This window comes from Friedmanniella luteola, from assembly GCF_900105065.1.
Lineage (GTDB): Bacteria > Actinomycetota > Actinomycetes > Propionibacteriales > Propionibacteriaceae > Microlunatus > Microlunatus luteolus.
Map to the genome: position 1 here is coordinate 497,179 of NZ_LT629749.1, position 12,150 is coordinate 509,328.

General features: G+C 73.1%; 13 protein-coding genes. 9 read left to right on the top strand and 4 right to left on the bottom strand.

Annotation, left to right across the window (positions count from 1 at the left end):
- Positions 1 to 24: 24 nt before the first annotated feature.
- Positions 25 to 1,047: a ketopantoate reductase family protein gene (locus BLT72_RS02365; RefSeq protein WP_091409619.1), complete on the bottom strand. Its 1,023-nt coding sequence runs from the start codon at positions 1,045 to 1,047 to the stop codon at positions 25 to 27.
- 117 nt (positions 1,048 to 1,164) lie between these two features.
- On the opposite strand from BLT72_RS02365, the gene BLT72_RS02370 reads away from it, so the two are divergent.
- The 5 genes from BLT72_RS02370 (at position 1,165) to BLT72_RS02385 (ending at position 3,716) form a co-directional block, all read left to right on the top strand.
- Positions 1,165 to 1,650: a GNAT family N-acetyltransferase gene (locus BLT72_RS02370; protein ID WP_091409622.1), complete on the top strand. Its 486-nt coding sequence runs from the start codon at positions 1,165 to 1,167 to the stop codon at positions 1,648 to 1,650.
- A gap of 10 nt (positions 1,651 to 1,660) precedes the next feature.
- Positions 1,661 to 1,789, top strand: a complete 129-nt coding sequence (locus tag BLT72_RS23250) for a hypothetical protein (protein WP_280949242.1) — start codon at positions 1,661 to 1,663, stop codon at positions 1,787 to 1,789.
- A gap of 42 nt (positions 1,790 to 1,831) precedes the next feature.
- Positions 1,832 to 2,287, top strand: coding sequence for a heme-binding beta-barrel domain-containing protein (locus tag BLT72_RS02375; protein WP_425349232.1), 456 nt, complete (start codon positions 1,832 to 1,834; stop codon positions 2,285 to 2,287).
- A gap of 57 nt (positions 2,288 to 2,344) precedes the next feature.
- A complete protein-coding gene (gene ygfZ / locus BLT72_RS02380) occupies positions 2,345 to 3,307 on the top strand; it encodes a CAF17-like 4Fe-4S cluster assembly/insertion protein YgfZ (RefSeq protein WP_091409629.1) in 963 nt (320 codons plus the stop codon).
- A gap of 94 nt (positions 3,308 to 3,401) precedes the next feature.
- Positions 3,402 to 3,716: a hypothetical protein gene (locus BLT72_RS02385; RefSeq protein WP_091409632.1), complete on the top strand. Its 315-nt coding sequence runs from the start codon at positions 3,402 to 3,404 to the stop codon at positions 3,714 to 3,716.
- Between the two features lie 251 nt (positions 3,717 to 3,967).
- Here the strand turns inward: BLT72_RS02385 and BLT72_RS02390 are convergent, their stop codons facing one another.
- Entirely contained in the window at positions 3,968 to 4,945 is a 978-nt protein-coding gene (locus BLT72_RS02390) for an asparaginase (protein ID WP_091409634.1), read from the bottom strand.
- Positions 4,946 to 5,054: 109 nt separating this feature from the next.
- On the opposite strand from BLT72_RS02390, the gene BLT72_RS02395 reads away from it, so the two are divergent.
- Positions 5,055 to 5,771, top strand: coding sequence for an HAD family hydrolase (locus BLT72_RS02395; RefSeq protein ID WP_091409638.1), 717 nt, complete (start codon positions 5,055 to 5,057; stop codon positions 5,769 to 5,771).
- On the top strand, positions 5,768 to 8,287 hold the full coding sequence (locus BLT72_RS02400) for a glycoside hydrolase family 65 protein (protein WP_425349218.1): 2,520 nt from the start codon (positions 5,768 to 5,770) through the stop codon (positions 8,285 to 8,287). The genes BLT72_RS02395 and BLT72_RS02400 overlap by 4 nt, the downstream gene beginning before the upstream one ends.
- A 141-nt stretch (positions 8,288 to 8,428) precedes the next feature.
- Here BLT72_RS02400 and BLT72_RS02405 read toward each other — a convergent pair whose 3' ends face one another.
- Positions 8,429 to 9,886 carry an APC family permease gene (locus BLT72_RS02405; RefSeq protein WP_197677173.1) on the bottom strand — a complete coding sequence of 486 codons (1,458 nt, stop codon included), beginning with the start codon at positions 9,884 to 9,886 and terminating at the stop codon, positions 8,429 to 8,431.
- Positions 9,887 to 10,023: 137 nt separating this feature from the next.
- On the opposite strand from BLT72_RS02405, the gene BLT72_RS02410 reads away from it, so the two are divergent.
- A complete protein-coding gene (locus BLT72_RS02410; protein ID WP_091409642.1) occupies positions 10,024 to 10,473 on the top strand; it encodes a helix-turn-helix domain-containing protein in 450 nt (149 codons plus the stop codon).
- A gap of 35 nt (positions 10,474 to 10,508) precedes the next feature.
- Positions 10,509 to 11,315: a hypothetical protein gene (locus BLT72_RS02415; RefSeq protein ID WP_091409646.1), complete on the top strand. Its 807-nt coding sequence runs from the start codon at positions 10,509 to 10,511 to the stop codon at positions 11,313 to 11,315.
- A gap of 67 nt (positions 11,316 to 11,382) precedes the next feature.
- On the opposite strand, the gene BLT72_RS02420 is transcribed toward BLT72_RS02415, so the two are convergent.
- On the bottom strand, positions 11,383 to 12,123 hold the full coding sequence (locus BLT72_RS02420; RefSeq protein ID WP_197677174.1) for a L,D-transpeptidase family protein: 741 nt from the start codon (positions 12,121 to 12,123) through the stop codon (positions 11,383 to 11,385).
- Between the last annotated feature and the right edge of the window lie 27 nt (positions 12,124 to 12,150).

Here is a 12,150-nt window from a genome sequence, read left to right on the forward strand (position 1 = left end):
CCGCGCCCCGAGCCCGACGTCGGGTCAGTCCAGGCCCAGCCGCCCGGCCAGCTCGTCGGCGCTCATCGCCCCGGGCTTCAGCCCCGTCGCCGCCGCCTGCCGCGCGAGGATCGCGAGCCTCGCGTTGACCGGGGCCGCCTGCCCCGTGCGGTGGGCGATCAGCGCGATCTCGCCGTTGAGGTAGTCGGTCTCGACGTTGCCCGTGCCGCGCGTGAGCGACTGCCAGGTGGAGCCGCCGACGTCGTCGGGGACGCCGGGCACCTCGTGCATGGTGAAGCCCGCCGAGCGGGCCGCCTGCTCCTCCGCGTCGCTGGTGACGGCGATCCCGGCGCCGGCCAGCACGGCCCGGGCCTCGGCGTCGGCCCGCGCCGTCAGCGGGCCGGTGTCGCCGTTGCCGTGGACGAGGGCCTGGAAGATGTTGCCGAGGTTGCTGATCAGCTTGCGGTACTTCCAGGGCATCACGTCCGGGGGCAGCGGCACGTCGTAGTTCGCCGCCGTCCAGTCCCGCTGCACCTGCGTGAGCAGGGCGGCGTCGCGCTCGTCGGTCTGCGCCGGCACCCGGCCGACGTGCAGCATGCCCGAGCGCGGGCCGCCGCGGATGATCACCTCGCCCGGCGTCAGGTGCACCGCGGGCATCCACACGCAGACGCCGTAGACCCGCGCGAAGTAGCGCAGGGCCATGGTCTCGCTCGCGACCCCGTTGAGCGCCATCAGCACGGGCAGCCGCTCGCCGGCGGTGCCTACCACCCGGCCGTCCGCGTGCACCGGGGCGTCGGCCCAGGTCGTCAGCGCGTCCGGCGCCTGCTGGGTCTTGGTGGCGACCACCAGCACGTCGTCCGGGGTGAGCTCCACCTCGTCCGGGCCGCCGACGGCGTGCACCGGCACCGTCACGTCCTCGTCCGGCGTGCGCAGCCGCAGCCCGGTGCTCTGCAGCGTCGCGAGGTGCTCGCCGCGGGCGACCAGGACCGCGTCCAGCCCGGCGTGGGCCAGCCGGCCACCGATCGCCCCGCCGATGGCGCCGGCGCCGACGATGACGTAGCGGGTCACCGGGCGGCGACCGGGAGGGCAGGGGCGGGGGTGCGACGGGGGCGGGGCATGGGCTCACGCTAGCCAGCGCTCCCGGGGCCCCGCCGTCGCGGGTCGTGCTCTGGCAGGCTGGGTGCGGTGAAGCTGCGGTTGAGCGTCCGGGACCTCGAACCCACCGACCTGGGCGAGCTGGGCTGGTCCGGCGGCTCCGAGCACGTCAGGGCGATGGCCGAGGCCCTGCAGGCCACCTACGCCGACGACATGGCGGTGCTGGTCGTCGCGCTGGAGAACGGCCGGCTCGTCGCCACCGGGGCGGTCGACTTCCGCCCCGACCCGCAGGCGGGCGAGCTCACCATGCTGGCCGTGCACGAGCACCTGCAGTCGCTCGGCCTCGGCACCCGCCTCGTCGCCGCCCTCGAGAAGCGGACGCGCGCCCGCGGCCGCGGCACGGCCCGGCTGACCGTCGAGCACGACAACCCGCGGGCCCGGGCGCTGTACCTGCGCCTCGGCTACCGCGAGGCCGGGTCCCGCGTCGAGAGCTGGCCCGTCGCGGGCGGGCGCACCTACGTCACCGCCACCACCGTCCTGGAGCGCGACCTGAACCAGCCGTCGGCGGGTCAGTAGAGTGGGCGCTGTGTCTGCGACCTCTGCCGTCCTCCTGCTCGTCGGGGTGACCGCCCTCGGGCTGGCCGTCCTGGTGCTGCTCGGCCTCGTGCTGCGGCCTGCGCCGGTGCCGGTGCGCGTCCGGGGCCGGGAGCGCTGACCCGTGGCCTTCGAGATCACCCAGGACCTGCACCCCGACCTCATGCCGATCGCGTGGATGATCGGCCGCTGGGAGGGCTCCGGCAAGGGCACCTACCCCGGCACCGACGACTTCGACTTCGGTCAGCAGGTCGACTTCGCCCACAACGGCGGCAACTACCTGCACTACCTGTCCCAGACCTTCGAGACCGACGACGCCGGCAAGGCCGTCCGTCCCCTCTCGATGGAGACCGGCTTCTGGCGGCCGCAGCCCGACGGCACCATCGAGGTCGTGCTGAGCCATCCCGAGGGCTACACCGAGATCTGGTACGGCAAGATCAACGGTGCCCAGATCGAGCTGTCGACCGACGCCGTGGTGCGCACGGCGACGGCCGAGGACTACGCGGCGGGCCAGCGGCTCTACGGCAACGTGGAGGGCGAGATGCTCTGGACGCTGGACAAGGCGGCCAACGGGCTGCCGCTGCAGTCGCACCTGTGGGCGCGGCTCGTCCGCGGCTGAGGCCGCCCGCGGACCGGTCGCGGGAAGAAAGACCGGTCCCTCGACGCTGACCTGGGCATGAGCTCCCCAGTTGCGATCGTGGCCGAGTCCGGACTGGACGCCGGGGTGCCCTGGCACTACGGCGACCCGATGCGCGAGCAGCGGCTGTTCGGGACCGGCGCGGCCGTCGTCGACCTCTCGCACCGCGGCGTGCTGACCCTCACGGGACCCGACCGGCTCGGTTGGCTGCACTCGCTGACCACGCAGCACCTGACCGACCTGCGGCCCGGGGTCGGGGTCACCACCCTGGTGCTCTCCCCGCAGGGCCACGTCGAGCACGTCCTCTACGGCGTCGACGACGGCACCACCTTCTGGGCCCACACCGAGCCGGGCGCCGCCCCCGCGCTGGTCGCCTGGCTGGACCGGATGCGCTTCATGATGCGGGTCGAGGTCGCCGACCGGACCGCCGACACCGCCGTCGTCTGGCAGCTGGGTGACGCGCCGTCGGAGTTCCTGGCCCGCGGCGGCCTGGACTCCCTCGGAGGGCGCGAGCTCTTCGTCCCCCGCGACCGGCTGGCGGAGGCGCTGGACCTGGCCCCGCGCGCCGGCACCTGGGCCCTCGAGGCCCGCCGGATCGAGGCGGGCGTGCCGCGGATCGGCCTCGACACCGACCACCGCACGATCCCGAACGAGATCGGGTTGCTGGGCGTCGGCGTCCACCTGGACAAGGGGTGCTACCGCGGCCAGGAGACGGTCGCCCGGGTGCACACGCTCGGTCGGCCGCCGCGCCGGCTGGTCCGGCTGCTGCTCGACGGCAGCGTCGACACCCTGCCCACCGTGGGGTCCGCGGTGGAGCTGGCGGGCCGCAGCATCGGCTTCGTCGGCGGGTCCGCCCGGCACCACGAGCTGGGGCCGGTCGCCCTGGCCCTGGTCAAGCGGAACACCGACCCGGAGGCCGAGCTGCTGGTCGACGCGGTGGCCGCGCGGGCCGAGACGCTGGTCGACCCCGACATCGGCCTGCACGTCCGCCCCCGGCTCTGAGCCCGGCCGGTCCACCCACCCCGCAGGGTGTGGACCCGGGTGGTCGGCGACTGCCATGCTCGTCGCGACCGACCCGACCAGCAGAGGACGTCCCGTGACCGAGCAGAAGCAGATCAAGGTCGAGGTGGACGGCGCGGTCGTCGCCGAGGCCGTCGTGACCCCGCCCGACGAGGATGCCCGGGCGCGAGCCCAGGTGCACGTCGACCCCGGCCACCTGCCCGCCGGGACCCGCCAGCAGGTGGCCGCGGCGGTGCACGAGGCGGTCGTCGCCGACGCCGCCCAGCACCTCACCGCCGCACTGCCACGGGGGGACGCCGAGCTGGTGGAGGAGATGCGCGGGCACCTCGACCACGCCGAGCTCCGCAGCGCCGGCGCCAGCAGCATCATCGAGGGCGACGTCAAGCAGTAGCCCCGGTCAGCGGTAGCCCCGTCCAGCAGCAGCCCCCGCCCAGCAGGAGGCCTGACGGGCCGGCCCGGACCCTCGGGCCCCCTCAGGTCCCCCACTTCACACCCCGTGGACGGTCCGCGCACCCTCTGCACGGGGTGTGACGTGCACCGACGGGGTGTGAAGTGGGGGACAGGCTGCTGACCGGCGGGTCGGGTCTGGTCGGCAGGCCGTCGGGCCGAGTCTGGCAGCAGCCTCCGACAGCGCGGGAGGCGTCAGCCGCCGAGGGCGCCCAGGGCCTCGCGGACCGGGCGGACCTCGCCCACGCGCTCGCCGTGACCCAGCACCGGCTCGCTCACCTGGGCGTCCAGGGTCGGGTGGTCGAAGCCGAGCCGTTGCAGCACCGCCGCCATCAGCACGGCCCGGGCGCGCGGGCCGCCGTCGCTGATCTTGAGCGCGACGCCGCGGCCGTCGGGCAGCCCGACGGCGTAGACGGCCTCCGCGCCGGCCTTGCCCAGCAGGCCCGGGACCGCTCGGTGCAGCGCCAGCTCGTCCCGCGTCGTGCCGGAGGTGAACTCCGGGTGCGCGCGGACCGCGTCCGCGACCCGACGTTCGGGTCCGTCGGCGGCCGCGGCCAGCCGGCCGAACGCGCGGGCCAGGCCGTACAGGGTCAGGGCGAACAGCGGGGCGCCGCAGCCGTCGACGGCCAGGTTGGTGGCCTGCTCGCCCGCCAGGTCGTCGATGGTGCGCAGCACCGCCAGCTGGGTCGGGTGGTCGGGATCGCGGTAGGTCGCCACGTCGGCGCCCAGCGCGACCGTCGTCGCCAGCATCCCGGCGTGCTTGCCCGAGCAGTTCATGAACACCGGGGAGCGGGGGACCCCCGCCCGGATGGCCGCTTCCCGCGCTGCCTCGTCCAGCGGCCAGTCGGGCGGGGTCTGCAGCGCCCGCTCGTCCAGGCCGGCGCCGGCCAGGATCTGCCGGACCCCGTCGACGTGGAAGCTCTCGCCCGAGTGCGACGCCGCCACCAGGGCGAGCAGGGCGCCGTCGAGGTCGAGCCCGGCGCGCAGCATCCCGACCGCCTGCAGGGGCTTGCTGGAGCTGCGGGGGTACATCGGGGCGAACTCCGCGCCCACCGAGCTGAGCACGGCCCCGTCCGGTCCGGTCACCACCACCCGGCCGTGGTGCACGCTCTCGACGAAGCCGCTGCGCACGACCTCCACCAGGATCGGGTCGTCGTCCTCGGGCCGCGTCATGCCCCGGAATCTACGGGGCGCCCCGGTGCGCCCTCGCACCCGGCGCCGCCGCGAGGCGTGCGGAGGGGGTTTGTCCGGACAGGGGTCGGGATGGACTTAGGCTCCTCGTGTGAACTGGGACCACTACGGAGCGGTGCTCTTCGACCTCGACGGTGTGCTGACGCCGACGGCGGAGGTCCACATGCGCGCCTGGCGGGAGCTCTTCGTGGACTTCCTGACCCGGCGGGGCGTCGTCGACCAGCCCTACGTCGAGGCCGACTACTTCGAGCACATCGACGGCAAGCCGCGCTACGACGGCGTCCGCTCGCTGCTCACGTCCCGCGGCCTGCAGCTGGCCGAGGGCGACCCGTCCGACGGCCCCGACGTCGAGACCGTGTGCGGGCTGGGCAACCGGAAGAACGCGTTCTTCACCGCCGTGCTCGCCGACGACGGCGTCGTCCCCTACCCCGGCTCGGTCGTCCTGCTGGACTTCCTGGCCGAGCGCGGGATCGCGATGGCCGTCGTCTCCTCCTCCCGCAACGCCCCGGCGGTGCTCGAGGCCGCCGGTCTGGCCGAGCGCTTCGAGGTGGTCGTCGACGGGGAGCTCGCGAAACGCGAAGGGTTGCCGGGCAAGCCGTCGGGCGCGACCTACGTCCACGCAGCCGAGCAGCTGGGCGTGCCGGTGGAGCGGGCGGTGGTGTTCGAGGACGCGCTGTCCGGCGTCGAGGCCGGCCGCGACGGCCACTTCGGGCTGGTGGTGGGCGTCGACCGCGGGGTCGGGGCCGAGCGGCTCACCGCCGCCGGCGCGGACGTCGTCGTGCAGGACCTCGCGGAGCTGGCCCGATGACCTACGGGTCGAGCGGGGACAGCCCGATGCGCGCGCACGACCCGCTGGACCGGATCCGCTTCCCGGTCGACGAGTGGCGGCTGACCGAGGCGCGCTACAGCGCCGCGGACCTCGGCGTCACCGAGACCCTGTTCGCCGTCGGCAACGGCTACCTCGGGATGCGGGGCAACGTCGAGGAGGGTCGCGAGACCTTCGCCCACGGCACCTTCATCAACGGGTTCCACGAGACCTGGCCGATCCGGCACGCCGAGGAGGCGTTCGGCTTCGCCCGGGTGGGGCAGACCATCGTCAACGTCCCCGACAACAAGACCATGAAGCTCTACGTCGACGACGAGCCGATGCTGCTCTCGGTCGCGGACCTGGAGTCCTACGAGCGCTCCCTGGACTTCCGCGACGGCGTGCTGCACCGCGACATCGTCTGGCGCACCCCCGGCGGCAAGCGGGTCCGGGTGAGCTCCACCCGGATGGTCTCCTTCACCCAGCGGCACCTGGCGGTGCTGACCATCGAGGTCACCATGCTGGACGAGGAGGCGCCGGTCGTGGTGTCGTCGCAGACCCTCAACCGGCAGGACGGGCGCGACGAGTACCACGTCCGGGCGGCGGCGATGGGCAGCGGCACCGACCCCCGCAAGGCGGAGGCGTTCGAGTCCCGCGTGCTGGAGCCGCAGCTGCACTGGTGCGCCGAGAACCGGATCGCGCTCGGCTACCGCTGCGCCAACTCCGGGATGACGCTGGCCGTCGGCATCGACCACGCCATCGAGACCGAGAACGCCCACACCGCGCACATCAGCGCCGACGACGACACCGGCAAGATGGTCTACCGGGTCGCCGCCAAGCCCGGGCAGCCGATCAAGATCACCAAGACGGTCTCGTACCACACCTCCCGCGGCGTCCCCGTCCGCGAGCTCGTCGACCGCGCCCGCCGCACCCTGGACCGCACGCTGTCGGAGGGGGTCGAGGCCGAGTACGAGGCGCAGCGGCGCTGGCTCGACGCCTACTGGGCGCGCGCCGACGTCGTCCTGCACGGCCAGCCCGCGCTGCAGCAGGCCGTCCGCTGGAACCTGTTCCAGATCGCCCAGGCGACGGCGCGGGCCGAGCAGTCCGGCGTGCCCGCCAAGGGCGTCACCGGCTCCGGCTACGGCGGTCACTACTTCTGGGACACCGAGATCTACGTCCTGCCGTTCCTCAGCTACACCTCACCGGCGATGGCCCGCAGCGCGCTGCGCTTCCGCTACAACATGCTGGACGCCGCCCGCCGGCGCGCCCGCGACCTGGCCCAGAGCGGCGCGCTGTTCCCCTGGCGCACCGTCAACGGCGAGGAGGCCTCGGCCTACTACGCCGCGGGCACCGCGCAGTACCACATCGACGCCGACATCTCCTACGCGCTGTGCAAGTACGTCGCCGCCAGCGGGGACGAGGACTTCATGTGGCGCGAGGGCATCGACATCCTCGTCGAGACCGCGCGGATGTGGGCCGACCTCGGGTTCTGGCGCGAGGACGGTGACGGGGCGCGCAGCTTCCACATCCACGGGGTCACCGGCCCGGACGAGTACACGACGGTGGTGAACGACAACCTCTTCACCAACGTGATGGCCCGCTACAACCTGGCGCAGGCCGCCGAGCTGGTGAAGCACATGTGCGAAGACCTCCCCGAGGCCCACCACAGCGCCGTCGAGCGGCTGGAGATCCACCCCGACGAGGTCGAGGAGTGGAGCGCCGCCGCCCGGGCGATGGCCATCCCGCACGACCCGGTGACCGGCATCAACCCCCAGGACGCGCAGTTCCTGGACCGCGAGGTGTGGGACCTGCGGCAGACGCCCGAGGACAAGCGGCCGCTCATGCTGCACTACCACCCGCTGGTCATCTACCGGTTCCAGGTCCTCAAGCAGGCCGACGTCGTGCTGGCGCTGTTCCTGCAGGGCGACCACTTCACCAGCGAGCAGAAGCGGCTGGACTTCGAGTACTACGACCCGATCACCACCGGGGACTCGACGCTGTCGGGGGTGGTGCAGTCGATCATCGCCGCGGAGGTCGGCTACCGCGACCTGGCGCTGCGCTACTTCCACAGCTCGCTGTTCGTCGACCTCGCCGACCTGCACGGCAACGCCAGCGACGGGGTGCACGTGGCCTCGACCGGTGGGGTCTGGAACGCGCTGGTCTACGGCTTCGGCGGGATGCGGGACTACGACGGCGACATCACCTTCGACCCCCGGCTCCCGGCCACCTGGGAGGGCCTGACCTTCCGCGTCACGCTGCAGGGCACCCGGCTGGAGGTCGAGCTCACCGCCGACGCCATGCGCTTCACCGTCGTCGAGGGAGAGCGGGCCGAGTTCAAGGTGCGCGGCCGCCGGCTGACGGTCAGGGCCGGCCGGCCCGTCACCGTGCCGCTCGACGGCCAGGGCCCCTCGGTCCAGGGCAAGATCACCCTGCAGACGGGGGAGCGGCGTCCCGACGGCAGCCTGATCACCGCCTCCGTGCCGCAGGCCGCCGGCCGGCGCGCCGGCTCCGCGGCCTGAGCTCCGACGGACCCTGCTCCCCGAGGCTGGTCGAGGGGCGCCCTTCGACAGGCTCAGGGGACGGGCCCCTCGACAGGCTCAGGGGACGGGCCCTTCGACAGGCTCAGGGGACGGGCCCTTCGGCAGCCTCAGGGCGCGGGGTCAGCGGTCGTCGTCGTCGCCGGTGAGCGCCGCGGGGTCCTTGACGTAGGTCTTGCGGCCCCAGAGGGCGCGGTTGAGCACCCAGGTGAGGGCCCAGAGCACCACGCCGATGGCGAGCAGGATGCCGGCGATCGTGTACTGCTCGGTCGCCCGGCCGGTCCACGGGCCGACCAGGTAGGCGCAGAGCAGCGCGCCCAGGACCGGCAGCACGGTCGGGGCCCGGAAGTGCTGATGGCTCTGGGTGTCCTTGCGCAGCACCAGGCAGCAGATGTTCACGACGGTGAAGACCGCCAGCAGCAGCAGCGCCGTGGTGCCGCCCAGGGCGCTGACCCGGCCGACCAGCGTGACCAGCCCGAAGGCCAGCAGGGTGGTGAAGACGATGGCCACCCACGGGGTCCGGCGGCCGGGCAGCACCCGGCCCAGCCCGGGCGGCAGCACCCGCTGCCGGGCCATCCCGTAGAGCAGCCGGCTGGCCATCAGCATGTTGATCAGGGCCGAGTTCGCGACCGCGAACATGGAGATCAGCGGGAAGATCTGGTCGATCGGCAGGTTCGGGGCCCCGGCCGTCACCACCTTGAGCAGGGGGGCGTCGCCCTCGCCCAGCTCGCCCGAGGGCACGATCGCGATCGCCGACAGCGAGACCAGGACGTAGATCAAGCCGGTGATGCCCAGCCCGGTGAGCATGATCTTGGGGAACACCTGCTCCGGGTTGTGCACCTCCTCGGCCATGTTGACCGAGTCCTCGAAGCCCACCATGGCGAAGAACGCCAGCGAGGTGGCCGCGGTGACCGCGATGAAGATCGACTTGTCCTCGGGGGTGTCGAACACCACCGTCCGGCCCAGGTCCGCCTTGCCCTGCGTGATCGCGAAGAACCCGATGAAGATGACGATCAGCAGGCCGCTCAGCTCGACGCAGGTCAGCACGATGTTGGCGTAGACGCTCTCGGCCACGCCGCGGAGGTTGATCAGCCCGACGAGGGCCAGGAACAGCACGGCCAGCACGGTCGTCAGGCCGTCGCTCACCGACACCTCCGACAGCCCCAGCCAGTCGGCCCGGACGACGTTCACCATCGCCTCGAGGTTGGCGGCGAAGGCGCGCGACGCCGTCGACGCCGACGTGATGCCCGAGCAGGTGACCGCGAACGCCATCAGGAAGGTGACGAAGTGGATGCCGAACGCCTTGTGGGCGTACAGGGCGGCGCCGGCGGCCTGCGGGTACTTGGTCACGAGCTCCAGGTAGGAGAACGCGGTGATCGTCGCGACGACGAAGGCCAGCAGGAACGGGAGCCAGACGACGCCCCCCACCTCCTTGGCGACCGTACCGGTGACGGCGTAGATGCCGGTGCCGAGGATGTCGCCGATGATGAAGAGCAGCAGCAGCTTGGGCCCCATCACCCGCTTGAGCTCGGGCTGGTCGGACGTGGCGGTGTCGGCGGTGGGCGAGGCGTTCGCGACCATGGGGTCCTCCAGGCGGGCCGGGGATGGGGTGGCCGTGCGGTTGCGCGGCAGTCTAGGGCGGGGCCCGCCCGCAGGGCCACGACCCGCACCGCTTGCTGGCGCTTGCATCTGCTTGCAATTGCAAGCACCATGGAGGGGTGAGCCGCTTACGACCGACCCGGATCGGGGACCAGCTGGGCACGCTGGGTGAGTTCATCGCGACCCAGCGGCGGACGGCCGAGCTCTCGCTGCGGCAGCTCGCCGAGCAGACCGGGATCTCCAACCCCTACCTGAGCCAGATCGAGCGCGGGCTGCGCAAGCCGTCCGCCGAGGTGCTGCAGCAGCTCTCCAAGGCCCTCCGGGTCTCCGCCGAGAGCCTGTACGTGCGGGCCGGCATCCTCGACCCCGAGGACCACCCGAGCACGACCGTGGAGATGGCGGTGCTCGGCGACCCCGGCCTCACCGAGCGCCAGAAGCACGTCCTGATCGAGATCCACACCTCCTTCGTGAAGGAGAACGAGCGGAACGCGGCCGACCTGGCCGCCGCCGCCCCCGGCGCGGCCGGCCCCGCCGACGAGCACCGTCCGGCTCCCGACCGCACCCCCTGAACCGACCGCACCCCAACCGCCCACCAGGAGGCACCATGTCCACCACGCCCGACCCCACCCCCGTCGACCCGGACCTGTCCCGCACCTGGGTCGACCCCGCGCCCGTCGAGGTCCCGCTCGACGCCGCTACCGGCCCCGGCCGCGGCCCGGACGGTGTCCCGCTGCAGGACGAGCCGGCCCCGGCCGCGGCCGGCGACCCCGTCGGCGCCGTCCCGCCCGCGACCGAGCAGGCCCGGCGCGGCGCGGCGGACGCCACGGCGGCCATGCGGGAGTCCGACCTCAAGGCGCTCTACGCCGCCGCCGGCGCCACCCAGGTGCTGGTCGGCGCGCTCCGCGACACGGTCAGCGAGACCTCGCGCTGGGCCAGCGCCCGGCTGGCGGAGCTGCGGTTCCGCCGCGCCGAGCTCGCCAAGCAGGCCGAGGAGATGCGGCTCCGGGCCGAGGGCGTGCAGGAAGAGGTCAAGGCCGCTCCCGAGGTGGCCAAGAGCCGGGTCGCCGACCTGCAGCAGCAGGCGACCGGCACCTACAGCGACCTCGCGGCGCGCGGTCAGCGGGCCCTGCTCGACGTGCGGTCCGACGTCGTCAACCGGATCGACCCCGCGTTCGACCGGCTGGAGGAGCGGCTGGAGGCCGCCCGCCGGGCGATCCGCGGCACGGCCGCGAAGACGCCGGTCCCGCCGGTCGCCGAGCCCGGGGTCCCCACTCCGGCCGCGCCCGTCGCCGAGAGCCCGGTGCCGGCACCGGGTGCCCCGCTGGTCGAGGACCTCGACGTCCAGGACGCCGTCCTGGTCGAGGAGGTCGTGGTCGAGCCGACCCCGCAGGACCCCACCGCGGAGCGCTGACCCGCCCCTGACGCCAGGAGGCGGGCACCCGTCGGGGTGCCCGCCTCCTGCGGTGTCGAGATGGCCCTCAGCTGCGGTAGACGACCACCCGGTCGCCGTTGCGCACCTGGTCGAAGACCCACCGGATCCCGGCCTTGTCGCGGATGTTGACGCAGCCGTGGCTGCAGCCGTTGTACCCGCGGGCCGCGAAGTCGGCCGAGTAGTGCACGGCCTGGCCGCCGCTGAAGAACATCGCGTACGGCATCGGGGTGTGGTAGATCGACGAGACGTGGTTGCGGCTCTTCCACAGCACCGAGAACTTGCCCTCCCGGGTCCGGGTGCTCGCGCAGCCGAACCGGGCGTCGAAGGTGCGGACCACCTTCGAGTTCTTCATGTAGTAGAGCTTGTCCTTGGTCTTGTCGATGCAGAGCGCCCGGCCGTCGACCTTGCAACGCTTGTCCAGCTTCGGCGACGGCTTGGTGATCTTGATCTTGCCCGTCTTGTCGACCAGCCGCGTCCAGGTCTTCTTGCTGACCTTGCCGTTGGCCGTGAGCCCGTTGGCCTTCTGGAACTTCTTGACCGCGGCCTCGGTCCTGGTCCCGAAGTAGGACGTCACCAGGTCCTTGTCCAGCGCCTTCGCCTTGACGAGGCGGCGCTGCAGCGCCTGGACGCCGCTGTTGGTCTGGCCCTTCTTCGGCGCCGTGTACTTCGTGGACACGTACGTGGTGGCGGCCTGCGCCGCCGGGGCGACCGGCCCCGTGCCGGACACGGCTCCGACGAGCGCGGTCGCCATGACCACGCCCAGCAGCAGCCGGATGACCTTCTTCATGCTGTTCCCCTTGAGTCGTCGGACCAC